Source organism: Limnothrix sp. FACHB-1083 (genome assembly GCF_014696485.1).
GTDB lineage: Bacteria > Cyanobacteriota > Cyanobacteriia > CACIAM-69d > CACIAM-69d > CACIAM-69d.
Genome location: NZ_JACJQD010000018.1, coordinates 12,325 through 36,603, shown reverse-complemented (window position 1 = coordinate 36,603; position 24,279 = coordinate 12,325). Strand labels below are relative to the sequence as shown.

Annotated in this window: 36 protein-coding genes; 31 read left to right on the top strand and 5 right to left on the bottom strand. The window is 58.0% G+C overall.

All coding sequences use genetic code 11. The features are described 5' to 3' along the window. Nucleotides 1-155: 155 nt before the first annotated feature. The 31 genes from glyS to rpmE all read left to right on the top strand — a co-directional run bounded on the left by glyS (nucleotide 156) and on the right by rpmE (nucleotide 18,720). A complete protein-coding gene (gene glyS / locus H6F46_RS17630; protein ID WP_190356083.1) occupies nucleotides 156-2,312 on the top strand; it encodes a glycine--tRNA ligase subunit beta in 2,157 nt (718 codons plus the stop codon). A gap of 487 nt (nucleotides 2,313-2,799) precedes the next feature. After that, nucleotides 2,800-3,444, top strand: coding sequence for a 50S ribosomal protein L3 (gene rplC, locus H6F46_RS17625; protein WP_099534696.1), 645 nt, complete (start codon nucleotides 2,800-2,802; stop codon nucleotides 3,442-3,444). 40 nt (nucleotides 3,445-3,484) lie between these two features. Continuing rightward, complete coding sequence (rplD, locus tag H6F46_RS17620) at nucleotides 3,485-4,120, top strand: 50S ribosomal protein L4 (RefSeq protein WP_099534697.1); 636 nt, start codon at nucleotides 3,485-3,487, stop codon at nucleotides 4,118-4,120. Continuing rightward, on the top strand, nucleotides 4,113-4,439 hold the full coding sequence (locus H6F46_RS17615) for a 50S ribosomal protein L23 (RefSeq protein WP_099534698.1): 327 nt from the start codon (nucleotides 4,113-4,115) through the stop codon (nucleotides 4,437-4,439). Before rplD ends, H6F46_RS17615 begins: the two co-directional genes overlap by 8 nt. A 21-nt stretch (nucleotides 4,440-4,460) precedes the next feature. After that, nucleotides 4,461-5,324: a 50S ribosomal protein L2 gene (rplB, locus tag H6F46_RS17610; RefSeq protein ID WP_099534699.1), complete on the top strand. Its 864-nt coding sequence runs from the start codon at nucleotides 4,461-4,463 to the stop codon at nucleotides 5,322-5,324. Between the two features lie 98 nt (nucleotides 5,325-5,422). Further along, nucleotides 5,423-5,701 (top strand): 30S ribosomal protein S19, encoded by a 279-nt coding sequence (rpsS, locus tag H6F46_RS17605; protein ID WP_099534700.1) that lies wholly within the window; start codon nucleotides 5,423-5,425, stop codon nucleotides 5,699-5,701. A gap of 21 nt (nucleotides 5,702-5,722) precedes the next feature. Then, nucleotides 5,723-6,079 carry a 50S ribosomal protein L22 gene (rplV, locus tag H6F46_RS17600; RefSeq protein ID WP_099534701.1) on the top strand — a complete coding sequence of 119 codons (357 nt, stop codon included), beginning with the start codon at nucleotides 5,723-5,725 and terminating at the stop codon, nucleotides 6,077-6,079. A 21-nt stretch (nucleotides 6,080-6,100) separates the two neighbouring features. Beyond that, nucleotides 6,101-6,832, top strand: coding sequence for a 30S ribosomal protein S3 (gene rpsC, locus H6F46_RS17595; protein ID WP_099534702.1), 732 nt, complete (start codon nucleotides 6,101-6,103; stop codon nucleotides 6,830-6,832). Nucleotides 6,833-6,835: 3 nt separating this feature from the next. Then, the gene (gene rplP, locus H6F46_RS17590) at nucleotides 6,836-7,255 is read left to right on the top strand and encodes a 50S ribosomal protein L16 (RefSeq protein WP_099534703.1); all 420 of its coding nucleotides are present in this window, start codon (nucleotides 6,836-6,838) and stop codon (nucleotides 7,253-7,255) included. Nucleotides 7,256-7,261: 6 nt separating this feature from the next. Then, nucleotides 7,262-7,489: a 50S ribosomal protein L29 gene (gene rpmC, locus H6F46_RS17585; RefSeq protein ID WP_099534704.1), complete on the top strand. Its 228-nt coding sequence runs from the start codon at nucleotides 7,262-7,264 to the stop codon at nucleotides 7,487-7,489. 18 nt (nucleotides 7,490-7,507) lie between these two features. Further along, nucleotides 7,508-7,756 (top strand): 30S ribosomal protein S17, encoded by a 249-nt coding sequence (gene rpsQ / locus H6F46_RS17580; RefSeq protein ID WP_099534705.1) that lies wholly within the window; start codon nucleotides 7,508-7,510, stop codon nucleotides 7,754-7,756. 17 nt (nucleotides 7,757-7,773) lie between these two features. Next, on the top strand, nucleotides 7,774-8,142 hold the full coding sequence (gene rplN, locus H6F46_RS17575; protein WP_099534706.1) for a 50S ribosomal protein L14: 369 nt from the start codon (nucleotides 7,774-7,776) through the stop codon (nucleotides 8,140-8,142). After that, nucleotides 8,142-8,510 carry a 50S ribosomal protein L24 gene (gene rplX, locus H6F46_RS17570; RefSeq protein ID WP_099534707.1) on the top strand — a complete coding sequence of 123 codons (369 nt, stop codon included), beginning with the start codon at nucleotides 8,142-8,144 and terminating at the stop codon, nucleotides 8,508-8,510. The genes rplN and rplX overlap by 1 nt, the downstream gene beginning before the upstream one ends. 26 nt (nucleotides 8,511-8,536) lie before the next feature. Beyond that, the gene (rplE, locus tag H6F46_RS17565; RefSeq protein ID WP_099534749.1) at nucleotides 8,537-9,082 is read left to right on the top strand and encodes a 50S ribosomal protein L5; all 546 of its coding nucleotides are present in this window, start codon (nucleotides 8,537-8,539) and stop codon (nucleotides 9,080-9,082) included. 18 nt (nucleotides 9,083-9,100) lie between these two features. Then, nucleotides 9,101-9,499 (top strand): 30S ribosomal protein S8, encoded by a 399-nt coding sequence (gene rpsH, locus H6F46_RS17560; protein WP_099534708.1) that lies wholly within the window; start codon nucleotides 9,101-9,103, stop codon nucleotides 9,497-9,499. Between the two features lie 26 nt (nucleotides 9,500-9,525). Beyond that, complete coding sequence (gene rplF / locus H6F46_RS17555; RefSeq protein ID WP_190356082.1) at nucleotides 9,526-10,065, top strand: 50S ribosomal protein L6; 540 nt, start codon at nucleotides 9,526-9,528, stop codon at nucleotides 10,063-10,065. Beyond that, nucleotides 10,065-10,427: a 50S ribosomal protein L18 gene (gene rplR / locus H6F46_RS17550; RefSeq protein ID WP_099534710.1), complete on the top strand. Its 363-nt coding sequence runs from the start codon at nucleotides 10,065-10,067 to the stop codon at nucleotides 10,425-10,427. Before rplF ends, rplR begins: the two co-directional genes overlap by 1 nt. Nucleotides 10,428-10,450: 23 nt before the next feature. Beyond that, the gene (rpsE, locus tag H6F46_RS17545) at nucleotides 10,451-10,975 is read left to right on the top strand and encodes a 30S ribosomal protein S5 (RefSeq protein ID WP_190356081.1); all 525 of its coding nucleotides are present in this window, start codon (nucleotides 10,451-10,453) and stop codon (nucleotides 10,973-10,975) included. A 27-nt stretch (nucleotides 10,976-11,002) separates the two neighbouring features. After that, entirely contained in the window at nucleotides 11,003-11,446 is a 444-nt protein-coding gene (rplO, locus tag H6F46_RS17540; RefSeq protein WP_190356080.1) for a 50S ribosomal protein L15, read from the top strand. 51 nt (nucleotides 11,447-11,497) lie between these two features. Continuing rightward, nucleotides 11,498-12,820 (top strand): preprotein translocase subunit SecY, encoded by a 1,323-nt coding sequence (gene secY, locus H6F46_RS17535; RefSeq protein ID WP_190356079.1) that lies wholly within the window; start codon nucleotides 11,498-11,500, stop codon nucleotides 12,818-12,820. After that, on the top strand, nucleotides 12,817-13,395 hold the full coding sequence (locus tag H6F46_RS17530; RefSeq protein WP_190356078.1) for an adenylate kinase: 579 nt from the start codon (nucleotides 12,817-12,819) through the stop codon (nucleotides 13,393-13,395). The genes secY and H6F46_RS17530 overlap by 4 nt, the downstream gene beginning before the upstream one ends. Before the next feature lie 165 nt (nucleotides 13,396-13,560). Then, nucleotides 13,561-13,797 carry a translation initiation factor IF-1 gene (gene infA / locus H6F46_RS17525; RefSeq protein ID WP_099534715.1) on the top strand — a complete coding sequence of 79 codons (237 nt, stop codon included), beginning with the start codon at nucleotides 13,561-13,563 and terminating at the stop codon, nucleotides 13,795-13,797. A 107-nt stretch (nucleotides 13,798-13,904) separates the two neighbouring features. Further along, entirely contained in the window at nucleotides 13,905-14,018 is a 114-nt protein-coding gene (gene rpmJ / locus H6F46_RS17520; RefSeq protein WP_015186054.1) for a 50S ribosomal protein L36, read from the top strand. A 76-nt stretch (nucleotides 14,019-14,094) separates the two neighbouring features. Continuing rightward, the gene (rpsM, locus tag H6F46_RS17515; RefSeq protein ID WP_099534716.1) at nucleotides 14,095-14,472 is read left to right on the top strand and encodes a 30S ribosomal protein S13; all 378 of its coding nucleotides are present in this window, start codon (nucleotides 14,095-14,097) and stop codon (nucleotides 14,470-14,472) included. Nucleotides 14,473-14,523: 51 nt separating this feature from the next. Continuing rightward, complete coding sequence (rpsK, locus tag H6F46_RS17510) at nucleotides 14,524-14,919, top strand: 30S ribosomal protein S11 (protein WP_099534717.1); 396 nt, start codon at nucleotides 14,524-14,526, stop codon at nucleotides 14,917-14,919. A 151-nt stretch (nucleotides 14,920-15,070) separates the two neighbouring features. Next, nucleotides 15,071-16,015 (top strand): DNA-directed RNA polymerase subunit alpha, encoded by a 945-nt coding sequence (locus H6F46_RS17505; RefSeq protein WP_099534718.1) that lies wholly within the window; start codon nucleotides 15,071-15,073, stop codon nucleotides 16,013-16,015. Between the two features lie 81 nt (nucleotides 16,016-16,096). Continuing rightward, nucleotides 16,097-16,447 carry a 50S ribosomal protein L17 gene (gene rplQ, locus H6F46_RS17500; RefSeq protein WP_099534719.1) on the top strand — a complete coding sequence of 117 codons (351 nt, stop codon included), beginning with the start codon at nucleotides 16,097-16,099 and terminating at the stop codon, nucleotides 16,445-16,447. A 35-nt stretch (nucleotides 16,448-16,482) separates the two neighbouring features. Then, nucleotides 16,483-17,334, top strand: coding sequence for a tRNA pseudouridine(38-40) synthase TruA (truA, locus tag H6F46_RS17495; protein WP_190356077.1), 852 nt, complete (start codon nucleotides 16,483-16,485; stop codon nucleotides 17,332-17,334). 82 nt (nucleotides 17,335-17,416) lie between these two features. Further along, nucleotides 17,417-17,881 (top strand): 50S ribosomal protein L13, encoded by a 465-nt coding sequence (gene rplM, locus H6F46_RS17490; RefSeq protein ID WP_190356076.1) that lies wholly within the window; start codon nucleotides 17,417-17,419, stop codon nucleotides 17,879-17,881. After that, nucleotides 17,881-18,294: a 30S ribosomal protein S9 gene (gene rpsI / locus H6F46_RS17485; protein WP_099534722.1), complete on the top strand. Its 414-nt coding sequence runs from the start codon at nucleotides 17,881-17,883 to the stop codon at nucleotides 18,292-18,294. The genes rplM and rpsI overlap by 1 nt, the downstream gene beginning before the upstream one ends. A 201-nt stretch (nucleotides 18,295-18,495) precedes the next feature. Continuing rightward, a complete protein-coding gene (gene rpmE / locus H6F46_RS17480; protein WP_099534750.1) occupies nucleotides 18,496-18,720 on the top strand; it encodes a 50S ribosomal protein L31 in 225 nt (74 codons plus the stop codon). A gap of 257 nt (nucleotides 18,721-18,977) precedes the next feature. Here the strand turns inward: rpmE and lepB (H6F46_RS17475) are convergent, their stop codons facing one another. The 5 genes from lepB (H6F46_RS17475) to H6F46_RS19430 all read right to left on the bottom strand — a co-directional run bounded on the left by lepB (H6F46_RS17475) (nucleotide 18,978) and on the right by H6F46_RS19430 (nucleotide 24,277). Further along, nucleotides 18,978-19,670, bottom strand: coding sequence for a signal peptidase I (gene lepB, locus H6F46_RS17475; RefSeq protein ID WP_099534723.1), 693 nt, complete (start codon nucleotides 19,668-19,670; stop codon nucleotides 18,978-18,980). A 329-nt stretch (nucleotides 19,671-19,999) separates the two neighbouring features. Beyond that, nucleotides 20,000-20,725: a signal peptidase I gene (lepB, locus tag H6F46_RS17470; RefSeq protein WP_190356075.1), complete on the bottom strand. Its 726-nt coding sequence runs from the start codon at nucleotides 20,723-20,725 to the stop codon at nucleotides 20,000-20,002. Nucleotides 20,726-20,962: 237 nt separating this feature from the next. Further along, nucleotides 20,963-21,559 carry an FKBP-type peptidyl-prolyl cis-trans isomerase gene (locus tag H6F46_RS17465; protein ID WP_190356074.1) on the bottom strand — a complete coding sequence of 199 codons (597 nt, stop codon included), beginning with the start codon at nucleotides 21,557-21,559 and terminating at the stop codon, nucleotides 20,963-20,965. Between the two features lie 66 nt (nucleotides 21,560-21,625). Next, nucleotides 21,626-21,964, bottom strand: coding sequence for a phasin family protein (locus H6F46_RS17460; RefSeq protein WP_099534726.1), 339 nt, complete (start codon nucleotides 21,962-21,964; stop codon nucleotides 21,626-21,628). A gap of 165 nt (nucleotides 21,965-22,129) precedes the next feature. After that, on the bottom strand, nucleotides 22,130-24,277 hold the full coding sequence (locus H6F46_RS19430; protein WP_190356073.1) for a HAMP domain-containing sensor histidine kinase: 2,148 nt from the start codon (nucleotides 24,275-24,277) through the stop codon (nucleotides 22,130-22,132). Nucleotides 24,278-24,279: the final 2 nt, after the last annotated feature.

Genomic DNA, 24,279 nt, shown 5'->3' with positions numbered 1-24,279 from the left:
GGCTGGGCGCGTTAACGACGGCCAGGCCATGAAGACCAGTTAACGAAGGCAACGCAACGCAACGAAACAATCGCCCTCAGTCGGATGGTTTCGGATCGTTTATGCTGGCGATCTGCTAGGTTTTTCAAGTCTGTTCATCGAGTTCCAGCGCTCCCATGCCTGCTTTTTTGTTTGAGGTCGGCACTGAAGAATTACCCGCAAGTTTTGTGGCCAGTGCGGTGCGTCAGTGGCGCGATCGCGTGCCCAAGAGCTTGGCGGAAGCCAACCTAAGCGCCACATCGGTGCAGGTGTTTGCCACACCGCGCCGCTTGGCCCTGGTGATTGAAGGGTTGCCCGATCGCCAGCCCGATCGCCGGGAGGCGGTGAAAGGGCCGCCGGCCAGTGCTGCCTTCAAGGATGGGCAACCCACCAAGGCCGCCGAAGGATTTGCGCGCAAAAACGGTGTGGCCCTGAGCGATTTGGAGTTGCGAGCCACGGACAAGGGTGAATTTGTTTTTGCGGAAGTGTTCACGGCGGGGCGATCGACCCCCGATCTCTTGCAGGAATTGGCTCCCCAATGGGTGCTGGCCCTGGAAGGGAAGCGGTTTATGCGCTGGGGAGATGGAGAATTCCGATTCCCCCGGCCCATTCGCAGCCTGATTGCCCTTTGGGATGATCAAGTGTTGCCGGTGTCTTTGACCGTGCGAGCGGCCACCGAAACGCGCCCGGCGGAAGTGCTGACGGCCGATCGAGTCACGACCGGCCACCGGGTGTTGCATCCTGCATCGGTTTCGATCGCCCAGGCCACGGACTATGTGGCTACCTTGGCAGCGGCTTCCGTGCTGGTGAATCCCGAGCAACGGCAGGCGCTGATCATTCAGCAAACCCAGGCCGCAGCGGCCCAACTGGGTGGAGAAGCGGAAATTGACCCCGATTTGCTGGAAGAAGTGCGGGACTTGGTGGAATTTCCCACGGCGGTAATTGGTGGTTTTGATCAGGAATTTTTGGAGTTGCCGTCGGAGGTGACCAAAACCGTCATGGTCACCCATCAGCGCTATTTCCCCGTCCATCAACCGGGCCAGCCCGATCGACTGTTGCCCAACTTCATCACCATCAGTAATGGGGATCCGACCAAGGCCGCCATCATCGCTGAGGGCAACGGACGAGTGGTGCGGGCCCGCCTCAGCGATGGCCAGTATTTCTACAAGGCCGACATTGCCAAGCCGTTAGAAAGCTACTTGGCCAAGCTGGAAACGGTCACCTTCCAAGACCAATTGGGCAGTATGCGGGCCAAGGTCGATCGAATCGTGTCCATGGCCGATCGACTCTGCCACCAACTGCAACTGTCGGCGGATGATCGGGACTTGGTGAACTGGGCCGCCCTGCTCTGTAAAGCAGACTTGGTGACCAGCATGGTCTTCGAGTTCCCAGAGCTGCAAGGCATCATGGGCGAGAAGTATGCCCGGGCCAGCGGGGAACCGGAAGCGGTGGCGGTGGCGATCGGGGAACATTACCTACCCAAGGGCGCGGGCGATGCTTTGCCCACCAGCCAAACCGGGCGCATTGTGGCCCTGGCCGATCGCCTCGATACCCTGTGCAGTCTGTTCCGAATTGGCCTGTTGCCGAGCGGATCCTCCGATCCCTTTGCCCTGCGCCGGGCCGCCAACGCCGTGGTGAACATCATTTGGGATGCCGGTTGGTCTCTGAATTTGGAATCGCTGATTGAGCCGGAATCGGTCGATCGTTGGGCAGATTCTGGCATGGGCACGCAACTGGCGGAATTCTTTGTGCAACGGTTCCGCAGCCTGCTCGAAGATGAACAGGGCATTGATTACGACCTGGCCTTGGCAGTGGTCGGAGAACCGGGCGATCGAGATGCGGCCCTACGCGCCCTCTACGACCCCGCCGATGTGCTGCAACGGGCACAGTTCTTGCAATCCCTGCGGCGATCGGGGCAATTGGCCAACCTCTATGCCACCATCAACCGCGCCTCCAAACTGGCCGCCAAGGGCGATCTCAACTTCAGCGATTTGGATCCCGCTGCTTCCGTGAAATCTGCCTTGTTTGAGCAACCCTCAGAACAGGCGTTTTATGATGCCCTGGTTGCCCTGTTGCCCATCACCCAAGCCACGCGCCAAACCCGTAACTACCAGCCCCTGGCCGATCAACTGGCGCAGGCGGCGGCCGTGGTGGCGAACTTCTTTGATGGTTCCGAAAGTGTGATGGTGATGGTGGATGATGAAGCGGTGCGGCGTAACCGGCTGAACCTGCTGGGCCTGTTGCGGAACCATGCCAGGGTGCTCGGAGATTTCGGGGCGATCGTGAAGGGGTAAAGCATTCATCCCCATTTCCGGCCTAAGGGCCAAGGGGTGTGCTGCCAGTTTTGTAGCAAAATCATCAATTGCTAGACAAAAGACTGCCACACCCCTATAATATTGAACCGTTGCCAAAACTGTGGTTCCCTGCGCTACGCAACCTTAAAACCACAACATTTGCCGATCTGGCAAATTTTCCAGGCAACTTTTGCTGAACCGGATACTGAGCAGGTCGCTGCTTAAGTCCTAGCAAGCAAACGCGCTGCAACGATGCAAACCGCTCCAGCGCAAAATCTTCCCTCGGTTGACTGACATCCGAGCCTTGAGATTCTCAACGATTTCTCAGCGCAGATAAGCGGTCAGTCTACGTCAATCAGAGTGCCCAAAACTCAAAGTCCGTCGGGAAAGTGCTTCTGGCCCTTACGCGCTAGAGGCGCTCTTGTTACGGCTGGTTGACGCTAGGGGGAAGGACTCTCCTAACCATCCCTAGTCTAAGGAGAACGCCATGTCTCTTGGCATTCTAGGTACTAAGTTGGGCATGACCCAAGTCTTTGATGAAACGGGCCGGGCCATCCCGGTAACGGTCATCCAAGCTGGCCCCTGTACCGTTACGCAAATCAAAACCAAAGAGACTGATGGCTACACGGCCGTTCAGTTGGGTTTTCAAGAAGTCAAAGAAAAGGCCCTCAGCAAGCCGGAAATCGGACACCTGAGCAAGGCCAACGCGAAGCCCCTGCGCCACCTGCGGGAATACCGTTTGGTGGATGTGGCTGGCTTTACCCTTGGTGAAGAAATCCGCGCCGATCGCTGCATCGAAGTCGGTCAAATCGTTGACGTGACGGGTAACAGCATTGGTCGTGGTTTCGCGGGTTACCAAAAGCGCCACAACTTTGGTCGCGGGCCGATGTCTCACGGTTCCAAAAACCACCGTCTGCCCGGTTCGACGGGTGCGGGTACGACCCCCGGTCGTGTCTATCCCGGTAAGCGCATGGCTGGCCGGATGGGCAATGAGCGTGTGACGGTCAAGAAGCTGACGGTTGTGCGGATCGACCCCGATCGCAACATCGTGTTGATCAAGGGTGCGGTTCCGGGCAAGCCGGGGACGCTGGTCAGCATTGCACCGTCCAACCTGGTGGGTCGTCAAAAGTAAGCGCGATCGCCCGTAAGTCCGTCGAACGTGGAGCACAGCAATGGTCAACTGCATTGTGAAAGATTGGGACGGTAAGGAAGCCGGCAAGACCGAGCTGGACTTACGCGTCGCCCGTGAAGAAAACGCTCAGCACATTGTGCACCGGGCTTTGGTGCGTCAATTGGCGAATGCTCGTCAAGGTACTGTCAGCACCAAGACCCGTTCGGAAGTGCGCGGTGGTGGTCGCAAGCCCTGGCGGCAAAAGGGAACCGGTCGCGCCCGTGCTGGCTCGAACCGCTCTCCCCTGTGGCGTGGTGGTGGTGTGATCTTTGGCCCCAAGCCCCGCGACTATTCGCAAAAGATGAACCGGAAGGAACGCCGCCTGGCCCTGCGCACGGCGTTCCAAGGTCGCTTGGATGACTTGGTGGTGGTGGAAAACTTTGCCAGCCAACTCAGCCAGCCCAAGACCAAAGACCTGTTGGCCGCGCTCGCCCGTTGGGATGTGGATGCGAACCAAAAGGTGCTGTTGATTGTGGCTGACCAAGACGAAAACGTTTGGCTGTCGGCCCGGAACGTCCAAAGCCTGCGGTTGATTTTGGCAACGAACTTGAATGTGTTCGACCTGCTGAACGCCGACAAGGTGGTGGTGACGGCGGACGCGCTGGAGAAGATCAAGGAGGTTTACGGCGATGATTAAGCGCACTCCTAAGTACAAGACGCGCTTGGACGATCGCACGTTGGCGGATGTGGTTCGCCGGCCGATCATCACCGAAAAGGCCACGATTCTGCTGGAAAACAACCAGTACGTGTTTGACGTGGATCCCCGCGCCAACAAGCTGGACATCAAGGCAGCGATCGAAGGTCTGTTTGAGGTGAAAGTCCAGAGGGTCAACACCTACAACCCGCCGCGCAAGACCCGGAAACTGGGTCGGCTGTCGGGTTACCGTCCTCAGGTGAAGCGGGCGATCGTCACGCTGGCCGAAGGCAGTTCGATTCAACTGTTCCCCGAAGTCTAGCGCTGAAGGAGTTTTAAGACGATGCCAATTCGTACCTTCCGTCCTTATACCCCCGGGGTTCGTCAAGCCAGCGTGGCTGACTTTGCGGAAATCACCCGCAGCGAACCCGAAAAGTCTCTGACTTCTTACAAGCACCGCCGCAAGGGTCGTAACAACCTGGGTCGGATCACCTGTCGTCACCGGGGTGGTGGCCACAAGCGCCTGTACCGGAAGATCGACTTCAAGCGCGACAAGCTGGGCATGACCGCTGAAGTGCTGTCGATCGAGTATGACCCCAACCGGAATGCGCGCATTTCGTTGGTGCAATACGAAGATGGCGAAAAGCGCTACATCATCACCCCCGTTGGTCTGAAAGTGGGCCAAACGATCGTGGCGGGTCCTGATTCCCCGATCGAAGTGGGTAATGCCCTGCCCTTGGCCAACATGCCTTTGGGTACGACCGTCCACAACATTGAGTTGGTGGCGGGTCGCGGTGCGCAAATGGCCCGTTCCGCTGGCTCCGGTGCTGAAGTGGTCGCCAAAGAAGGCAACTACGTCACCCTGAAGCTGCCTTCCACGGAAGTGCGCAAGGTTCGTAAAGAGTGCATGGCTACCATCGGCAGCGTCGGCAACTCCGAACACCGCAACCTGAGCCTGGGTAAAGCCGGCCGCAAGCGTTGGTTGGGTCGCCGTCCGGAAGTGCGCGGTAGCGTCATGAACCCGGTGGATCACCCCCACGGTGGTGGTGAAGGTCGCGCGCCGATTGGGCGTTCTGGCCCGGTCACCCCTTGGGGTAAACCCGCTTTGGGTCGCAAAACCCGCGACAAGCGGAAAGCCAGCACCAAACTCATTGTGCGTCGTCGTCGTAAGTCGTCCAAGCGCGGTCGCGGCGGTCGCAACGCATAGGTTTTTTCAGTGTGGCGATCGCCCGCCCGTTGGTCTAACCCTCCAGCCCTGGGCGATCGCCGCTTGAGATCGCGAATCCCTAAGAGTTCCTAAAGCGTATGTCTCGTTCTCTGAAAAAAGGTCCCTTCGTTGCTGACAAGCTGCTCAAAAAAGTAGAAGCGCTGAACGTCAAGGGCGAAAAGCAAGTGATCAAAACCTGGTCACGAGCCTCAACGATCCTGCCGCAAATGGTGGGTCACACGATCGCCGTCCACAACGGCCGGCAACACGTCCCCGTGTACGTCAACGAGCAAATGGTGGGCCACAAGCTGGGGGAATTTGCTCCCACGCGCACCTTCAAAGGCCACACCAAGGGCGACAAGAAAGGACGCAAGTAACCCCCGGAGAATCGCTCAGATATGGCACTTAGTCCCAACGAAGTCAAAGCAAGCGTGCGCTTCGTGCGGATGTCCCCCCGCAAAGTTCGCCGCGTCCTCGACCAAATCCGTGGTCGGAGCTACGCCGAAGCGCTGATTATTCTGCAGTTCATGCCCTATCGCGCCTGCGAAATCGTTCGCAAGTTGCTGCGATCAGCCGCTGCCAACGCAGAAAACAACAACGGTTTCGATGCCACCTCCTTGGTGGTGAGCACGGCCTTCGCTGATCAGGGCCCCACCCTGAAGCGATTCCGCCCTCGCGCCCAAGGTCGCGCCTACCAAATCCGCAAGCCCACCTGCCACATCACCGTGGCGGTTGCTCCGGCGGCAGAAGCCTAAGCATAAGGAGACGAGGAAACCATGGGACAGAAAATTCACCCCGTCGGCCTGCGACTCGGCATTACCCAAGAGCACCGCTCGCGCTGGTTTGCAGATCCGTCGCGTTATTCCAGCCTGTTGCAGGAAGACCACAAAATCCGGCAATACGTTGAGAAGAACCTGAACAATGCCGGCATTGCCAAGGTGCGGATTGAGCGCAAGGCTGACCAAATCGACCTGGAAGTTCACACCGCCCGTCCGGGTGTGGTGGTGGGCCGGGGCGGCAGCGGGATCGAAACCCTGCGGGTTGGTCTGCAAAACCTGCTCGGGAGCCGTGATCGCCAGATCCGAATCAACGTGATCGAAGTGGCCCGCGTCGATGCCGATGCCACCTTGATTGCCGAGTACATCGCTCAGCAACTGGAGCGCCGGGTGTCGTTCCGTCGGGTTGTCCGCCAGGCGATCCAACGGGCCCAACGCGCTGGGATCGAAGGGATCAAAATCCAAGTCGGCGGTCGTTTGAACGGTGCAGAAATTGCCCGATCGGAATGGACGCGGGAAGGTCGCGTGCCCCTGCATACCCTGCGGGCGGACATCGACTACAGCTACCGCACCGCCAGCACCATCTATGGGGTGTTGGGGATCAAGGTGTGGGTGTTCAAGGGCGAGATCATTCCTGGACAAGAGGAAGTGGCTCCGGCGAATCAGCCTGCGCCGCGTCGTCGCCAACCCCGTCGTCGTCAGCAGTTTGAAGACCGCTCGAACGAGGAATAATCCATGCTCAGTCCAAGAAGAACAAAATTCCGCAAGCAACAACGCGGCCGGATGCGGGGCCTCGCCACTCGGGGCAGTTCGCTGAATTTTGGGGATTTTGCCCTGCAATCGCTGGAATGCGGCTGGATTACGGCTCGCCAAATCGAAGCCGGTCGTCGGGCCATGACCCGCTACATCCGCCGGGGTGGCAAAATCTGGATTCGCGTCTTCCCTGACAAGCCTGTGACCATGCGCCCCGCAGAAACCCGAATGGGTTCCGGTAAAGGGGCACCGGAGTTCTGGGTGGCCGTGATCAAACCCGGTCGGATCCTGTACGAAATCAAGGGTGTTGCTGAAGAGACGGCTCGCGAAGCAATGCGCCTGGCCGCGTTCAAGATGCCCGTGAAGACCAAGTTTATTGTTCGCGAAGACATCCAGTCGTAATGCCCTATGGCTCTCCCGAAGATTGCTGACGCGCGCGCCCTTAGTGACACCGAACTGGGCGATCGCATTTTGGAACTCAAGCGCCAACTGTTCCAATTCCGGATGAAGAAGGCGATTCGCCAAGAGGTGAAGTCGCACGAAATCAAACATGCAAAGCATGAGTTGGCGCAACTGCTCACGGTGGAGCATGAGCGCAAGCTCGCGGCTGCATCTGAAGCAGCAACCCAAGCGTAGTTCTGGAGTTAACCCCCTATGGCTGCCAAAGAACGTGTTGGCGTTGTTGTGAGCGACAAGATGCAGAAAACGGTGGTGGTGTCGGTGGAAAACCGCTCGGCCCACTCCAAGTACGGCAAGATTGTGGTTCGCACGCGCCGCTTTAAGGCCCACGATGAAGACAACCAGTGCAAGGAAGGCGATCGGGTTCGCATCCGCGAAACTCGCCCCCTGAGCAAAACCAAGCGCTGGACGGTCGTTGAAGTTCTCGAAAGCGCGACCCGGTAAGGGAGGCTCGATCGCCCATGATTCAACAGCAAACCTATCTGAACGTAGCGGACAACAGCGGCGCGAAGAAGCTGATGTGTATTCGCGTCCTGGGCGGTGGCAACCGTCGCTACGGCCATGTCGGTGATGAAATCATCGCCGTCGTCAAAGATGCCATTCCGAATATGGCAGTGAAAAAGTCCGACGTGGTGCGAGCCGTGATCGTTCGCACTCGGAAAACCATCCGACGCGATAGCGGCATGTGCATTCGCTTCGACGACAACGCCGCCGTGATCGTCAACAAGGATGGCAACCCCCGTGGGACGCGCGTTTTTGGCCCCGTAGCTCGTGAGCTGCGTGACAAGAACTACCTGAAGATCGTTTCGCTGGCTCCGGAGGTGCTGTAATGGCCAAGCCCGGCAAGATTCAAGTGAATGCAAACGGCAAAGCCGTGCGCTTCAAAATGCATGTCAAAGCGGGTGACACCGTTCAGGTGATCTCCGGTCGTGACAAGGGAAAAGTTGGCAAGATTGTGCGCGTCTTCCCCAAAACGAGCCAAGTGATCGTCGAAGGGGTAAACCAAAAGACCAAGCACACCAAGCCAACCCAGGAAGGCGAATCGGGCAAAGTCGAGGTGCGCGAGTTCCCGATCCACAGCTCGAACGTCCTGCACTATTCCGAAAAAGAAAAGGTCGCCAGCCGCGTTTGCTACACCTTCACCGACCAAGGCAAGAAGGTGCGCAAGCTGATTAAAACTGGCGAAATCATCGACTAACGTTGCGCCCGATCGCTGAAACAGCCATGCCAGCACGACTGAAAACCATTTACAAGGAAACAATCGTGCCGAAACTGATGGAACAGTTCCGGTACGAGAACATTCACCAGGTGCCCAAAGTGGTGAAGATCACGGTGAACCGTGGTTTGGGCGAAGCGTCGCAGAATGCCAAGGCCCTGGAGTCTTCTCTAGTGGAATTGGCCACCATCACCGGTCAGCGCCCCGTCGTGACCCGCGCCAAAAAGGCGATCGCCGGCTTTAAGCTGCGCCAAGGGATGCCCGTGGGCATGATGGTGACCCTGCGCTCCGACAAGATGTATGACTTCCTCGATCGCCTTGTGCGATTGTCCCTACCCCGAATCCGGGACTTTCGTGGTGTCAGCCCTAACAGCTTCGATGGTCGTGGCAACTACTCCCTCGGTCTGCGTGAGCAGCTGATCTTCCCTGAAATCAGCTACGACAGCATCGACCAAATCCGCGGGATGGACATTTGCATCACGACCACCGCCACCACCGACGAAGAAGGCCGCGCGCTGCTCAAGGAAATGGGCATGCCGTTCCGGGACAAGTAGCGTTGCAAGGAGCGAACTATGGTTAACGATCCCATCGCAGATATGCTGACGCGCATTCGCAACGCCTGCCTGGCGCGTCACCAAAAAACGGAAGTTCCGGCCACCAAGATGACCCGCAGCATCGCCGAGGTGCTCAAGTCTGAAGGCTTCGTCGCCGAAGTGGAAGAAACCGGTGAAGGTGTGAAGAAGACGCTCGTGATCTCTTTGAAATACAAGGGTAAGCAGCGCCGTCCGATCATCTCGAACCTGAAGCGCGTGAGCAAGCCGGGCCTCCGTGTCTATTCCAATCGCCGCGATTTGCCCCGCGTGTTGGGCGGCATTGGCATCGCGATCGTCTCGACCTCTCGGGGCATCATGACCGATCGCGACGCGCGTCAGCAGGGCATCGGTGGCGAAGTCCTCTGCTACGTCTGGTAATCCCTACGACGAAGGAGTTCTCAATCGTGTCCCGCATTGGCAAGCGTCCCATTCCCATTCCCACAGGGGTGACGGTGACGATCGACGGCCAAACCGTCTCGGTCAAAGGCTCCAAAGGCGAGCTGACCCGCACCTTCCCCCCTGAAATTCTCTTCTCCCAAGAAGCAGATCAACTGCTCGTGACGCGCCGGGATGAATCGCGTCCCGCCCGTCAGCGCCATGGTCTCTGCCGCACCCTGCTGGCCAACATGGTCGAAGGCGTGTCCCAAGGCTTCCAGCGTCGTCTGGAAATCCAAGGGGTTGGCTACCGGGCAGCCGTTCAAGGCACGACCTTGAACCTGTCCATGGGCTACAGCCACCCGGTGAATATCCCCGCCCCCGACGGGATTCAGTTTGCGGTAGAAAACAACACCAATGTGATTGTCAGCGGCATTGACAAGGAATTGGTGGGTAACACCGCCGCCCGTGTCCGTGCTGTGCGCAAACCGGAACCCTACAAGGGCAAAGGGATTCGCTACCAAGGTGAAGTCGTTCGCCGCAAGGCAGGTAAGACAGGTAAGAAATAATGAAAGCCACTCGCAAGGATATGGTGCGCCGTCGCCACGGGCGGGTGCGCCGCAAAGTTTCGGGAACGCCCGATCGGCCTCGCCTGTGCGTGTTCCGCTCGCACCAACACATTTACGCCCAGGTGATCGACGACACCCAACATCACACGTTGGTAGCCGCTTCGACCCTGGAACCCGATGTCAAATCGCAGCTTGAAAGCAGCCGCGATTGTGATGCAGCCGCAGCGGTGGGTAAGCTGCTGGCTGAGCGCGCCCAAGCCAAGGGCGTTACCCAAGTTGTGTTCGATCGCGGCGGTAATCTTTACCACGGTCGTGTCAAGGCTTTGGCCGACGCGGCGCGCGAAGCCGGACTGAACTTCTAGGCGAGAACTCAGGAGTATTCACTATGGCAACTCGTCGTAAAGGCAATCGCACCCGCGAGAAAGAGTCCGAATGGCAAGAGCGCGTCGTCCAAATCCGCCGCGTCACCAAGGTGGTCAAGGGCGGTAAAAAGCTCAGCTTCCGCGCCGTGGTCGTGATCGGTAACGAACGCGGTCAAGTGGGCGTTGGGGTTGGCAAAGCCGCTGATGTGATCGGAGCCGTCAAAAAAGGCGTAGCCGATGGCAAAAAGCACCTGGTTGACGTGCCCCTGATCAAGGGCGACACGATTCCCCACCCCACCAACGGTGTCGGTGGTGGTAGCTCCAAAGTGATGATGCGCCCCGCCGCTCCCGGTACCGGGGTAATCGCCGGGGGTGCTGTCCGTACCGTGTTGGAATTGGCTGGGGTGAAAAACATCCTTGCCAAGCAACTGGGTTCCGACAACCCCTTGAACAACGCCCGTGCTGCTTTGGATGCCCTGTCTTCCCTGCGCACCTTCGCAGAAGTGGCCGAAGACCGGGGTGTGACCCTCGAGCACCTGTACAAGTAGTTCCGGTCATCGACGGAGACCAAATCCATGAAAATCACGGATGCACAGCCTAAAAAAGGCTCCAAAAAGCGCGGTCGTCGCGTCGGTCGGGGCATTGCTGCCGGTCAAGGCGCGAGCGGTGGCTTCGGGATGCGCGGTCAAAAGTCGCGCTCCGGTCGCAGCACCCGCCCCGGTTTTGAAGGGGGTCAAATGCCCCTTTACCGCCGGGTGCCGAAGCTGAAGCACTTCACGGTGATCAACCGCCAAGCCTACACCGTGGTCAACGTCGGCAGTCTGGCTGGCCTGGCGGCCGGTTCGACCGTCAACTTGGCCTCGTTGATGGAAGCCGGGATTGTTACCACCAACGATGGCCCGCTGAAGTTGCTGGGCGATGGTGACCTGTCGGTGAAGCTGACGGTGGAAGCCGCTCGCTTCACGGCTAGTGCCAAGGAAAAGATCGAAGCAGCCGGCGGAACTTGCACGGTTGTCTAAGATTGAAGTTGGGAAATCCGGTTGCTGAAATTTGCCTGAGGTGTACCAACCATGGTCGTCAGTCGAGATAAAGCGCCAACAGCCCAAGAAACCTTCATGCAAATGGCCCAGGCGGCTGGCCTGCGGGGGCGGTTGCTGGTGACCGTCGGCCTGCTAGTGCTGGTGCGCCTTGGGATCTTTTTGCCGGTACCGGGAATTGATCGTGCAGCCTTTGGCAACGCGATCCAAAACAGCGGTCTAGGTGGGTTGGTTGGCTTCTTAGATATCTTCTCCGGGGGCGGTCTATCGCTGCTGGGGATCTTTGCGTTGGGAATTCTGCCCTACATCAACGCATCCATCATCATCCAATTGCTGACGGCGGCGCTGCCTTCTCTGGAAGACCTCCAGAAGAATGAAGGGGAGGCGGGCCGTCGCAAGATTGCCCAAATCACCCGCTATGTGTCCGTTGCTTGGGCCGTGATCCAAAGCGTGGGGATCGGTCTCTGGGTGTCGGCGTTGGGGGCCACGACGGAGCCAGCGGGCCTGTTTGTGGTGAAGACGGCGCTGGCCCTGACGGCTGGTTCGATGTTTGTGATGTGGATTGGCGAGCTAATCACGGAGCGTGGCGTGGGCAATGGTGCTTCGCTGCTGATTTTCGTGAACATTGTTTCGACCTTTCCGAAGTCGGTGGGTCAAACACTGGAGCTGGCTCAAAGTGGTGATCGATCGACCATTGGCGGCATTGTGCTGTTGATGTTGGCATTTATGGCCACCATTGTCGGCATTGTGTTTGTTCAAGAAGGGGCCCGTCGCATCCCAATCGTGATGGCCCGCCGCCAGGTGGGTCGCCGCCAGTATCAGGAGCGCAGCAGCTACTTGCCCTTGCGCCTGAACCAAGGGGGGGTGATGCCCATCATCTTCTCGACGGCGGTGTTGGTGGTTCCGGCCTCGCTGGCCCAGTTCACGAACAATGAAGCCTTGGCTCGGGTGGCCACCTATCTGAGTCCGACGGGCCCCACGCCCTGGCTGTACGTGTTGGTTTACCTGGCACTGATTCTGTTCTTTAGCTATTTCTATTCGTCGCTGGTGGTGAACCCGGTGGATATGGCTCAGAACCTGAAGAAGATGGGAGCGAGCATCCCCGGGGTGCGCCCAGGTCAAGCCACGAGTAAGCGGGTGCAGCAGATTTTGAATCGGCTGACCTTCTTGGGGGCAATTTTCTTGGGCTTGGTGGCCATTGTGCCGACGGCCGTGGAAAGTGCCACCAATGTGCGGACGTTCCAAGGGTTAGGAGCAACGTCGTTTCTGATTTTGGTTGGGGTCGCGATCGAAACGGCGAAGCAAATCCAAACCTACGTGATTTCACAGCGCTACGAAGGAATGGTGAAGCAGTGACGCGATTGATTTTTTTCGGCCCACCGGGTGCCGGTAAGGGCACGCAAGCCAAGATTTTGTCTGAGGAATATGGCATTCCCCATATTTCCACGGGTGATATCTTGCGCGCGGCCGTTGCCCAAGGCACTTCCTTGGGACAGGCGGCGAAGTCCTTCATGGATCGCGGTGAATTGGTACCCGATGAATTGATCATTGGGATCATCAAAGACCGGCTCGCAGAACCTGATGCTCAACAGGGCTGGATCCTGGATGGCTTCCCGCGTAATGTGGCCCAGGCCGAAAAACTCAATGACATGCTGGCGGCAACGGGTCAGGCCTGCGATCGAGTGCTGAATTTGGTGGTTGCCGATGAGGTACTCAAGGCCCGTCTCCTGAGCCGAGGCACAGCGGAAGGTCGCTCGGATGACAATTTGGCGACCATTGAGCATCGCCTGGCGATTTTTCACCAAACGACGGAACCGCTGCTGAAGTTCTACAGGGCCCAGCAGGCGAACCTATTGGCGGAGGTCAATGGTGACCAGCCCCTCAGCGATGTGACTCGTGACCTGAAACAGGCGATCGCCCCAACGGCTTAGGTCACCTCCGCTGAAGTTTGGTGCTGAAGCTTCGTGCTGAAGCCGGGAACCAAACCAGAACCCCAGACCCGATCGCCCATTGTGCTAGTTTGGCAGTGAGATAGCGCTTAACAGCAATTTCACTGATTGTCAACCAACTCGACGTTCATACAGGAGAGCTGATCCTTGTCCAAGCAAGATCTGATCGAAATGGAGGGAACCGTAACCGAATCACTCCCGAACGCAATGTTCCGGGTGGATCTCGATAACGGTTTCAACGTCCTAGCACATATTTCTGGCAAGATTCGCCGTAACTACATCAAGATTCTGCCGGGCGATCGCGTCAAGGTTGAGCTGACCCCCTACGACCTGACCAAGGGGCGCATCACCTACCGTTTAAAGAACACGGGTGGCAAAAAATAACCCCCAAAATAGCCACCCGATCGCTGGTCTAGCCAAAGACTTGCCCCGATAGGTTGATCCGGTACTCATTTTTCTCTAAAATTCCAAGTTTGGAGATTTTAACCATCATGAAAGTCCGAGCCTCCGTCCGCAAAATGTGCGAAAAGTGCCGCGTGATTCGTCGTCGCGGTCGCGTCATGGTCATTTGCCAAAACCCCAAACACAAACAACGCCAAGGGTAAAAGACAGCGTTAGGGTGGTTGTGTTTGCCTGGCACCCATCTAAAGACAGAGCATTAAAACGTTAGGGAGAACCAACGTGGCACGTATTTCCGGTGTAGATTTACCGCGCGAGAAGCGCATTGAAATTGGGTTGACCTATATTTACGGCATTGGTCTAACCCTGTCGAAGAAAATTTTGGCCGCAACGGGTGTGAATCCGGATACGCGCGTCAAAGACCTCGGCGATGCAGACATCTCTGCCCTGCGGGCCGAGTTGGATAACTACCAGGTGGAAGGTGATCTGCGCCGCTTTGAGGCCATGAACATCAAGCGCCTGATGGACATCGGTTGCTATCGGGGTCGTCGTCACCGCGCAGGTCTGCCGGTGCGGGGTCAACGGACGCGCACCAATGCCCGGACTCGCCGTGGTGGTCGTCGTACGGTGGCCGGGAAGAAGAAGGCTCCTCGCAAGTAATCGACTGGTTCTGTCCCCTTTCTACGAACGTTTTAGTTCTGTTCAACAGCTATGGCAAAGCAACCCAACAAGCGCTCTGGCCCGCGTAAGCAAAAGCGCAACGTCCCCAGCGGTGTCGCCCACATTCAATCGACTTTCAACAACACGATTGTGACGATCACCGACCTCAAGGGTGATGCAATCTCCTGGGCCTCGGCTGGTTCCAGCGGTTTCAAGGGAGCCAAGAAGGGTACGCCCTTCGCCGCCCAAACCGCCGCTGAAGCTGCTGCCCGTCGTGCCTCTGAACAGGGGATGCGGCAGGTGGAAGTGATGGTGAGCGGCCCCGGTTCGGGTCGGGAAACGGCGATTCGGGCCCTGCAAGCGTCGGGTCTGGAAATCACGCTGATTCGCGATGTTACGCCGATTCCGCACAATGGTTGCCGGCCGCCGAAGCGTCGTCGGGTCTAATCACCCCGCGATCGACCCGCGCCAACTCACGGGCGCTGCGATCGCATCCTGCAAGCCAGCGGTAACCCTTGGTCACCGCGAATTTTTTTCTGTTACGGGGCGGCTTCACTGCCGCATATGGATCGACTAGGCCGGTTGGGAGGCACAAAGCGTGTCGCAATTTCAGATCGAGTGTGTTGAATCGAGCACGGAAAGCAATCGCAATCTCTACAGCCGTTTGGTGCTGTCCCCCCTCGAACGTGGGCAGGGCACAACGGTAGGGAACGCTTTGCGTCGGGTACTGCTGTCGAACCTCGTGGGTTCCGCAGTGACGGCCGTCCGGATTGCGGGCGTGAACCACGAGTTCGCGACGGTTCCCGGTGTGCGGGAGGATGTGTTGGACATCCTGCTGAACATGAAGGAATTGGTGCTGCGCAGCCACACGGATCAGCCGCAAATTGGTCGCCTGTTGGCCAAAGGGCCGCGGGTGGTCACGGCAGACCTGTTCGATTTGCCTTCAGAAGTGGAAGTGGTTGACCCAACCCAGTACATTGCCACCTTGGCCGAGGGGGCCACGTTGGAAATGGAGTTCCGAGTGGAACGTGGGGTGGGCTATCGGGCGATCGATCGGGGTCGTGATGATGCATCGGCGATCGACTTTTTGCAGATCGACTCGATGTTTATGCCCGTCCGCAAGGTGAACTACACCGTTGAGGATGCCCGGGTGGGCGAATCCCTGGAGAAGGATCGCCTGGTTCTGGAAATTTGGACGAACGGCAGCATCACCCCCCAACAGGCGCTCAGTCAGGCTGCCACGCTTCTGGTGGATCTGTTCAACCCGCTCAAGGACTTCACCATCGAAGCCACCAAGAGCGATCGCCCAGAGTCCCAAGACCCCAGCAGCCAAATCCCGATCGAAGAATTGCAACTGTCGGTGCGCGCCTACAACTGCCTGAAGCGGGCGCAAATCAACACCGTTGCCGATCTTCTGGAATTCACCCAAGAAGATTTGCTGGAGATCAAAAACTTCGGAGCCAAGTCGGCTGAAGAAGTGATCGAAGCGTTGCAGCGGCGTTTGGGCATCACCCTGCCGCAAGAAAAGGTGGCCAAAGCCTAGCTGCCACCGTTCACCCCCGGCTCTAGCCCGTTCTAGATCCGACCCCCCTAGTTACTAATCAGTTGAGTAGAGATCGGAGCTATGCGTCACGGTCGTCGCGTTCCTAAACTTGGTAAGCCCGCTGACCAGCGTCGCGCCCTGCTGCGGGCCCTGGCCACGGAAACCATCCGCAATGGTCAAATCACCACCACCAAAGCCCGGGCCCGGGCTGTTCGCGCCGAGGTTGATCGCATGATTACCTTGGCCAAGGACGGTTCCTTGGCTTCCCGTCGTCGGGCCTTGGGCTATCTGTATGATGCCGACTTGGTTCATGCCCTGTTCGAGCAGGCTCCCCAGCGCTATGGTCAGCGGAATGGCGGCTATACCCGCATTTTGCGCACCGTGCCCCGGCGTGGTGACAATGCCGAAATGGCCATTTTGGAATTGGTCTAGGCCAAGACCAATCGCTGGGGTGTAGAGCAACAATCATGGCCGACTGTCCCGCCGATCAGCAACGTGTTGCTTTGGTGATTCAGTACCTGGGAACAGGGTTCTGTGGTTGGCAGCGGCAGATCCGCGATCGCAGCGTTCAAGCCACGATCGAAGACACGATCGCCGAGATTCTGGGGCATCCCGTTGTCATCCATGGTGCTGGACGCACCGACACCGGAGTTCATGCCTCTGCCCAAGTGGCCCACTTTGACGTGGCCAGCCCGATTCCTCCTCACCGTTGGGCGAAAGTCCTCAACACAAGGTTGCCAGATGATATTCTGATTCTGGCCTCCTGTGCGGTTCCGGGGAACTGGCACGCTCGGTTCTCGGCCTCGTGGCGGCGTTACCGCTATGTTCTCTACACCGATCCACAGCCGAACCTGTACCTCAAACCCTTCAGTTGGCACTATTACGAGCCAATTCAAGTGGAGAAGATGCAGGCGGCGATCGCCCCCCTCGTGGGTCGGCATCACTTGGCCGCTTTCCACCGTGCCGGATCAAAACGTCCCCATTCTTGGGTGGATGTTCAAGAAGCCTGGTGTCGGCGGCGCGGGCCGATTGTGGAACTTGAAGTTCAAGCCAGTGGCTTTTTGTACGGCATGATGCGGCTGCTGGCGGGGATGTTGGTGTTGGTGGGGCGCGATCGCCTCAGTGTCGAAGAGTTCACCCAAATTTGGCAGAGTGAACGCCGAGACCTGGTGAAATATGCCGCGCCACCCATGGGATTGTGCCTACTGCGCATTGGCTACCCCAACTCGCCCCTGCCAGAGATTGCTCGCACCAACACCCTGCCTTGGTTTGACCTGACCCAGGACGGCCCGGCAACCTTCAGCCCTCCCGTTACATAAAGATTCTAGGCTTAACGCACTACGCGATCGCCCTAGTTATAACTTCCCCGATTCAGCGACTTTCGCAACCCAACCAACCCCTATGTCCATTCCCACCAAGACTGCCCTGCCCTCCGTAAACGACGTTGACCGGCAATGGTACGTCGTTGATGCCGCTGGTCAACGCCTTGGCCGCCTGGCCACCGAAGTGGCTTCCGTCCTGCGGGGCAAAAACAAGCCCACCTATACGCCCCACCTGGATACCGGTGACTTTGTGGTGATCGTGAACGCCGACAAAGTGGAAGTGACCGGTAAAAAACGGACTCAAAAGGTCTACCGTCGTCACTCTGGCCGTCCCGGTGGGATGAAGACGGAGAGCTTTGAAAAGCTGCAAAATCGTTTGCCCGAGCGGATTGTGGAACATGCCATTAAAGGGATGCTGCCTAAAAATGCCCTCGGTCGGCAACTGTTCCGCAAGCTGAAGGTTTATGCCGGTGCAGACCATCCCCACACGGCACAACAACCCCAAGTCCTGACGATCAACACCATTCCTGGAGGTGAAGGCTAATGCAAGCAACGGATAACAACGGGCGCGTGATGTATCGCGGCACGGGCCGCCGTAAAACCTCGGTCGCTCGCGTGCGCCTGGTGCCTGGCTCTGGCCAACTGACCATCAACGGTCGTCCTGGCGATAACTACCTGCAATACAACCCGGTTTATCTGGCTGCGGCCAAAGCACCTCTGGAAACCCTCGGTTTGGAAGGGGATTACGACGTGCTGGTGAGCGTGGTGGGCGGCGGCCTGACTGGCCAGGCTGACTCGATCCGCTTGGGTGTGGCTCGGGCCTTGATTCAGCTTGATCCTGAAAACCGTAAGCCCCTGAAGGTTGAAGGCTACCTGACCCGCGACCCCCGCGCCAAGGAACGTCGCAAGTACGGTTTGAAGAAAGCCCGGAAGGCTCCTCAGTTCTCGAAGCGCTAATTTTCCAAGCGCCGACTTTCGAGGGGGAGGCCTCGGTGGCTTTCCCCAACGAATGGGCAGGCTGGGGGCTGGTGATCAAAAGACCCCGTTTGGAAGTCGCGATCGCCAGCTCTTTTGTGCAAATCCTCGCGATCGAATCCATGCACTTGAATGCGGTTCGATCACCCTTAAATTTCCTAAACCTTGGTTGAGGTTCACATCATGGCAAAAGAAGGCATTCACCCCGAGTGGTATCCCGATGCAAAGGTCTATTGCAACGGCGAATTGGTGATGACGGTTGGTTCAACCCAACCGGAATTGCATGTGGACATTTGGGCTGGTAATCACCCGTTCTTCACCGGCACTCAGCGGATCATTGACACTGAAGGTCGTGTGGAGCGATTCCTGCGCAAGTATGGGATGGCAACCGAAACCAAAAAGGACTAGGGTTCCTTGGTTTGGTCGGCCAACTATAGTAGGCTCGATTAGAAATGAGACACATCATGACCTGAAACCTTTGCCGGACAAGGCTTGGTCGATCTCATTGTCAATCGGAACGACTATAATTGGCCAACTACAATTGGCAAACTCAAAATTCTTCAACCAGAAGAAACAGAAAAAAGGAGCAGTTGCTGAACCAGTAACTACTCCTTTTTATTTTCTGGGCTATTTTAGGCCCTATTTTTTCTAGGCTCAGCGCTTGACTAGAGATTACCCATGCGATCGAGGGGCCAAAACCGCCAAACTGCATGGCCAACAATCAAATCTTGCGGAACGACTCCCCAGCAACGACTGTCGTAACTGCGGTTGCGATTGTCGCCGAGCACGAGATAGGAGTTGGGGGGCACCCGCACCGGCCGGGCCAGAAAAGGTTGTGGATCCCCTACGCAAACATTGGTATCCGTGCGCTGCACCGCATTGCCATCCGCGCTAAGGCTGGCCGGGCGCTCCCCTGAGCCACTCGCAGGACTGGGGCGACCGGTTGTTAAGACGGACTCGCGGGCAATGTAGGGTTCGTTCAGGCGCTGGCCGTTGATGTAAACCTGGCCATCTCGCAACTCCACCAGTTCACCCGGCAGACCAATCACGCGCTTAATAAAAGCATCTTTGAGGTTGTGGCGGCGCAGTTCGGCGGTCGGCATAAAGACGATGATATCGCCGCGCTTGGGGCTGCCGCCAAACCGGTATTGCAGTTTTTCGACAATCAACCGATCCTTCACCAGCAGCGTCGGCACCATTGATTCAGAAGGAATCCAGCGAGCTTCGGCCACGTAGGTACGAATGCCCAGGGCCAAGATAATGCTGAGACCAATGGTTTTGAGGACTTCAACCCAAGCGCTGTCGGTGGGGGGATTGGTGGATGGCTCTTTATGCGAGGAAGCGGGTTGATCGGTCACGAGAAAAATCCTAAATGCACTAAAGCAGTAGACGAGGGCGCTTCTTGAAACGCTGGGCGCTGAGCACCTTGGGCCAAGCCCGGGAAACGCAAACCAGGAGAAGCGCGATCGGGGTTCAGGATCCAAGACTGGGACTTGGGGAATGCGGGCGTTTCGGCATGATTGACCATTCTGCTTGAAAACTTGGAATCAATCCGTGCGCCGTTAGCCAGAAACTGGAAACTCTCAACTCCTATTACAGGCTATTACAGCGGTGAAAATTCCGGCTGGTCTGTTGTTGAGAAGATATACCGCAAAACCGCGAAAAAACCGCGAACGATCGCCGTTGACTATTGAGGGACTGGATCCGGCGAGGCTGTGGGGGTGGTCGGTGCCCCCCAGCGATCGAGAGGAAAAAACCGCCACATAACCCGCCCCACCAGGGCTTGGCGCGGCACGTAACCGTAGGTGAAGGTCAGGGCTGGGGCAGTACCTAAGGCGGAACCATCGCTCATGACAAAGTAGGTGGCGGCGGGAACTCGCACGGGGGCAAGATCACCAATTTCGATCGCCAGGGACTGGCCATGGGCGATCGGGCGCTGATTGACCAAGAGTTGACCGCTTTGGATTTCAACCCGATCGCCGGGTAAGCCAACAGCCCGATTGACCAACACTCCCCGAGGTTGATTCGGCGTGCCGGGCGGCATGAAGGCCACTAACTCGCCTCGATCGGGGTTGCGCCACTGGTAGCTCGCTTTGTCAATGAGCAGGCGATCGCCCGGTTGCAGCGTGGGTCTCATGGTCGGCAGGGTCACCAGATAGGAATCGATGACGAGCGATCGCATGGCCCCCATGGTCAAGAGCACCACCAACCCCGATCCCCACCAATTTCGCCGTTGCCAAGTCCAAGCGGGTGCTTGCCGCAGGGTTGCCGTCAGGGAAGGGAGCCAATGCTGCCAATGCCACCGCCCGCCCTGGTTGCCCTGGGGAGCCGTGGCGGATGCTGCGTTGCGGGAAAAAGGGCGTAATGGTTGCCCGTTTCTCAACCGCTTGGACTTTGGGGGTTGCGTTGACATGGGCGTGGCGCTTGATTGTCGGTTGACCTAGGGACTGTCAACCTCATTCAGGATACCGAATCCAGACCGGGGGATCTGCTGGAGGGTGGTGGTTGATCCGGCCTGGGTGCGATCGTGATTCCCCGTGATTGGTGGCCAGCACGAGGGGCGATCGCCCCGCCGGAGTGATCGCCCCTATCCAAGATCTTGGATGTTTCCCACAGTCCAAAAACTGTCAGTGCTGACGCTGAGCGGGAACTAACCCCCCACGCGCAGCAATTCCACGTCAAACACCAGGGTGGCGTTAGGAGGAATCACCCCGCCAGCTCCCCGGGCCCCGTAGCCCAAGTCCGGCGGAATCACCAGCTTGCGGCGACCACCAACCCGCATGGACAGGACACCTTCGTCCCAACCCTTGATCACTTGACCCACGCCAATGCGGAAGCTGAAGGGCTGACCCCGATCGCGCGAGCTGTCGAATTTTTTGCCGTCAGTGAGCGTGCCGGTATAGTGAACCGTGACGTTCTGACCGGGAGTGGGGGCTGCGCCGGTTCCCACGGTGAGGTCTTCGTATTGCAGGCCAGAATCGGTGGTGGTCAGGTTGCTCGCGTCGGCCACGAGGGTTGTCTCCTGGGTATTGGTGGGCAGGGTGGCGATCTCAGGCGATCGCAGTTGGGCGGCCGCGTCGCTAATGAGACGGGCCGCCAGCTTGGAACCGTTGGCAGTGGCTTCGGCCGCCGGTTGACTGGATAGGGGGTTCGCTTCGGCGGTGGGGGTTTTGCCCGTGAAGGTGACCATCAACACGGCCACTAGGCAAACCAACATCACCCCAAAGCTGATTAACACATCACGCAAGGGTCTAGTCTCCTCGATCAATCTGCGAGCAAAGTGGGTCGTTCTTGATCCTAACGAGCGATCGCCCTAACGCCACAGTCGATTTTCCAGGTCACGCACTTGGCGCTCTAGCCGATCGATCCGGCCGCGCAGTTCGTCCACCTCTGAGCGATCGGGCACACCAAAATCCTTCATTACCTTCCGAAACTGCTGCTGAATCAGGGAATCAAAACTTTCGCTAGGGGAGGGATTGCCGCCGGACTGCAAACGCTGCATCAGGTCATCCACCACCTTGCGGGCCTGTTCTGGATCCAAGCGGCCGCTGCGAACCCATTCATCGCTGGCTTCCTTGAGGCGTTCTGCAACAATGGCCGTTGTGCCCAGACCAATGGTCAGCAGTTGTTGCAGCCAGTTATTTCCATCCATCGGACGATCGACTCCGTATGCCTACCAGGGTTCATCAACAGCTCGGGCTGACGCTCGGACTGAGTGGCCCCGCCAATCATCGTTAGGCTAACACGGGCGATCGACCCTTGTGGGATGCGGATCAGTCGCGATCGCCGCCCGATTCGCCCCAGGATTGCCCCCGGTCTAACCCAGGGTGCTGGAAACGACGGGCATCGGTTCCGGCAGGGTTAACCCATCCCGATAAATCAACAAGTCAAACCAAAAAATCGTCCCCACGCCCACTTCACTGATCAATTTGACGCTGCTTTGGTGCTTGTCAATGATGTTACGGACGATCGACAGGCCCAGCCCTGTGCCTTCGAGGGTATGCACCCGGTTTTCGACCCGATAGAACCGATCGAAAATGGCATTACAATCTTCGGGGCCAATGCCAATGCCGGTGTCGGCCACTTCCACCCGCACCACGCTCACCACCTCGGGCTGAGATTTGGCTGGGCCGGTTGCCGCATTCACCGGGCAGGTATCCCAGAGGGCCGGTTGAACGGCGGGGTCTTGGGGAACATAGGCTCGGATCGCCACCTGGCCGCCCTTGGGGGTAAATTTCAGGGCATTGCCCACCAAGTTGGCGAACACTTGCAGCAACAGATCATAGTTACCCAAAACGGGCGGCAGGCTGGGGGCCAGCTCTTGGGTCAGTTCAATTCCCTTGTCGCGAGCATTGAGCTGGTAGGTGCGCAGGGTTTGTTCGATCGGCTGTACCAGGTCGATCGCGTCAAAAGTGTAGCTACGGCTGGATTCCAACCGAGAGAGATCCAACACGTCATTGACCAACCGGGTCAGGCGATCGGTCTCGCGGTTGGCGGTGTCCAAAAACTCCCGCTGCTGCTCCGGTGACAGCTCATCGCCATAGTCATGGAGCGTTTCAATAAAGGACTTGATGTTAAACAGCGGCGTGCGTAGCTCGTGGGAAACATTGCTGATGAATTGGCTTTTGGCCTCATTCAGCTCCACTTCCCGGGTAATGTCTTGCACCGTGACGGCAATCCCTCGGATGCTTTCGCGGTAGCGATCGCCCGGGGCTTCGCCATCTTGATCGGCATAGAGATTACATTCCCTGGCCAGGGGCCGTTGAGCATCGCTGCACTGATCCTGCTGATGGTGCTCGCAGGTGTCGCACAGATGCCCGTCCCCGATCGCCCGTTGGGATAGCACTGGCGACAGCAAAATGCGCACCGTTCGCTTCACCGGCTCCATCAGGGTAATGCGAAATTCTTCGCCCTCGTCGGCCTTGCCTTCCGCCAACTGGTAGAGCGGGCGCGTGAGCTTCACCTGCACCTCGGGTGGAAACTCATAGAGCACATTTTTGCCAATGATTGGCTGGCCGTCCGTTTCGCGATCCCAGCCAAAAATCTGGCGGGCCGTGGGATTCACCAACACCACGCGCAGATCCGTATCGAGCAGCAGGGCCCCATCGACGATCGTGGCGATGAGGGTTTCGAGCTTGGCCTTGCTGGCCGTCAGCTCTTCAATATTCTGTTCTTCGTAGCGCTCCAGGCGCTCCGCCATGTCATTAAAACTGGCAATTAGCTCCCCGAGTTCACCGCCAAACGGCAGGGTAATTCGCTGCTTAAAATCCCCGGAGGCGATGTTTTTGACACCGATCAATAATTCCTTGATCGGCTTGGTGATGGTGAGGGCGTTGAACACAGCCCCCAAAATCACCATCACCCAAATTGACACGAACACCGCGATCGTCACGTCGCGAGTCAAGCCCGACGAGGCCACCACCGTCGGATTGGGATTGGTACCCACGGCCAACACCCCCAAGTATTGACCCTCGTGGGTTAGGGGCACAAACACATCCGTGACCTGACCGTTGGGGGTGAGGTGTTGACGCACCAAGGGGCGATCGAGATCGGCCGCATAGTCCGGCGGCAACTGAATCCGACGACGCAAGGTTAGGGAGTTCTTCACCTCCGTGTCGGAAAAGGGGATGCCGTAGAAGATATCCCCGTCCACGTCGGCATAGAGCAAGTACCGAACGCTGGAAGTGCTGTTATAAAACCGGCGCGAGAAGCCAGCCAAACCGCCCAAGTCTTGCTCCGCCACCAGGGGCGCAGTGTTGGCGGCCAAGAGCAGCCCCAAATCTCGCCCAAAACGGGTGTCGTTGAGCCGGGCATCCTGCTGGATGGTGTTGACGGCCCAAAAGGTTAGCCCGCTGGTCAGCAGCGACACCACCAGGGTTGCCACCGCCATCAATCGGGTTTGGAGGGTGAATTCTGACCACCAGCGACGCAGGATTTGCCGCAACGTAACGATCGCCTCAAGCATGG

Coding starts and splice junctions, on each gene's coding strand:
- glyS (WP_190356083.1), top strand. CDS start 156: ATGCCTGCTTTTTTGTTTGAGGTCGGCACTGAAGAATTACCCGCAAGT.
- rplC (WP_099534696.1), top strand. CDS start 2,800: ATGTCTCTTGGCATTCTAGGTACTAAGTTGGGCATGACCCAAGTCTTT.
- rplD (WP_099534697.1), top strand. CDS start 3,485: ATGGTCAACTGCATTGTGAAAGATTGGGACGGTAAGGAAGCCGGCAAG.
- H6F46_RS17615 (WP_099534698.1), top strand. CDS start 4,113: ATGATTAAGCGCACTCCTAAGTACAAGACGCGCTTGGACGATCGCACG.
- rplB (WP_099534699.1), top strand. CDS start 4,461: ATGCCAATTCGTACCTTCCGTCCTTATACCCCCGGGGTTCGTCAAGCC.
- rpsS (WP_099534700.1), top strand. CDS start 5,423: ATGTCTCGTTCTCTGAAAAAAGGTCCCTTCGTTGCTGACAAGCTGCTC.
- rplV (WP_099534701.1), top strand. CDS start 5,723: ATGGCACTTAGTCCCAACGAAGTCAAAGCAAGCGTGCGCTTCGTGCGG.
- rpsC (WP_099534702.1), top strand. CDS start 6,101: ATGGGACAGAAAATTCACCCCGTCGGCCTGCGACTCGGCATTACCCAA.
- rplP (WP_099534703.1), top strand. CDS start 6,836: ATGCTCAGTCCAAGAAGAACAAAATTCCGCAAGCAACAACGCGGCCGG.
- rpmC (WP_099534704.1), top strand. CDS start 7,262: ATGGCTCTCCCGAAGATTGCTGACGCGCGCGCCCTTAGTGACACCGAA.
- rpsQ (WP_099534705.1), top strand. CDS start 7,508: ATGGCTGCCAAAGAACGTGTTGGCGTTGTTGTGAGCGACAAGATGCAG.
- rplN (WP_099534706.1), top strand. CDS start 7,774: ATGATTCAACAGCAAACCTATCTGAACGTAGCGGACAACAGCGGCGCG.
- rplX (WP_099534707.1), top strand. CDS start 8,142: ATGGCCAAGCCCGGCAAGATTCAAGTGAATGCAAACGGCAAAGCCGTG.
- rplE (WP_099534749.1), top strand. CDS start 8,537: ATGCCAGCACGACTGAAAACCATTTACAAGGAAACAATCGTGCCGAAA.
- rpsH (WP_099534708.1), top strand. CDS start 9,101: ATGGTTAACGATCCCATCGCAGATATGCTGACGCGCATTCGCAACGCC.
- rplR (WP_099534710.1), top strand. CDS start 10,065: ATGAAAGCCACTCGCAAGGATATGGTGCGCCGTCGCCACGGGCGGGTG.
- rpsE (WP_190356081.1), top strand. CDS start 10,451: ATGGCAACTCGTCGTAAAGGCAATCGCACCCGCGAGAAAGAGTCCGAA.
- rplO (WP_190356080.1), top strand. CDS start 11,003: ATGAAAATCACGGATGCACAGCCTAAAAAAGGCTCCAAAAAGCGCGGT.
- secY (WP_190356079.1), top strand. CDS start 11,498: ATGGTCGTCAGTCGAGATAAAGCGCCAACAGCCCAAGAAACCTTCATG.
- rpmJ (WP_015186054.1), top strand. CDS start 13,905: ATGAAAGTCCGAGCCTCCGTCCGCAAAATGTGCGAAAAGTGCCGCGTG.
- rpsK (WP_099534717.1), top strand. CDS start 14,524: ATGGCAAAGCAACCCAACAAGCGCTCTGGCCCGCGTAAGCAAAAGCGC.
- rplQ (WP_099534719.1), top strand. CDS start 16,097: ATGCGTCACGGTCGTCGCGTTCCTAAACTTGGTAAGCCCGCTGACCAG.
- truA (WP_190356077.1), top strand. CDS start 16,483: ATGGCCGACTGTCCCGCCGATCAGCAACGTGTTGCTTTGGTGATTCAG.
- rplM (WP_190356076.1), top strand. CDS start 17,417: ATGTCCATTCCCACCAAGACTGCCCTGCCCTCCGTAAACGACGTTGAC.
- rpsI (WP_099534722.1), top strand. CDS start 17,881: ATGCAAGCAACGGATAACAACGGGCGCGTGATGTATCGCGGCACGGGC.
- rpmE (WP_099534750.1), top strand. CDS start 18,496: ATGGCAAAAGAAGGCATTCACCCCGAGTGGTATCCCGATGCAAAGGTC.
- lepB (WP_190356075.1), bottom strand. CDS start 20,725: ATGTCAACGCAACCCCCAAAGTCCAAGCGGTTGAGAAACGGGCAACCA.
- H6F46_RS17460 (WP_099534726.1), bottom strand. CDS start 21,964: ATGGATGGAAATAACTGGCTGCAACAACTGCTGACCATTGGTCTGGGC.
- H6F46_RS19430 (WP_190356073.1), bottom strand. CDS start 24,277: ATGCTTGAGGCGATCGTTACGTTGCGGCAAATCCTGCGTCGCTGGTGG.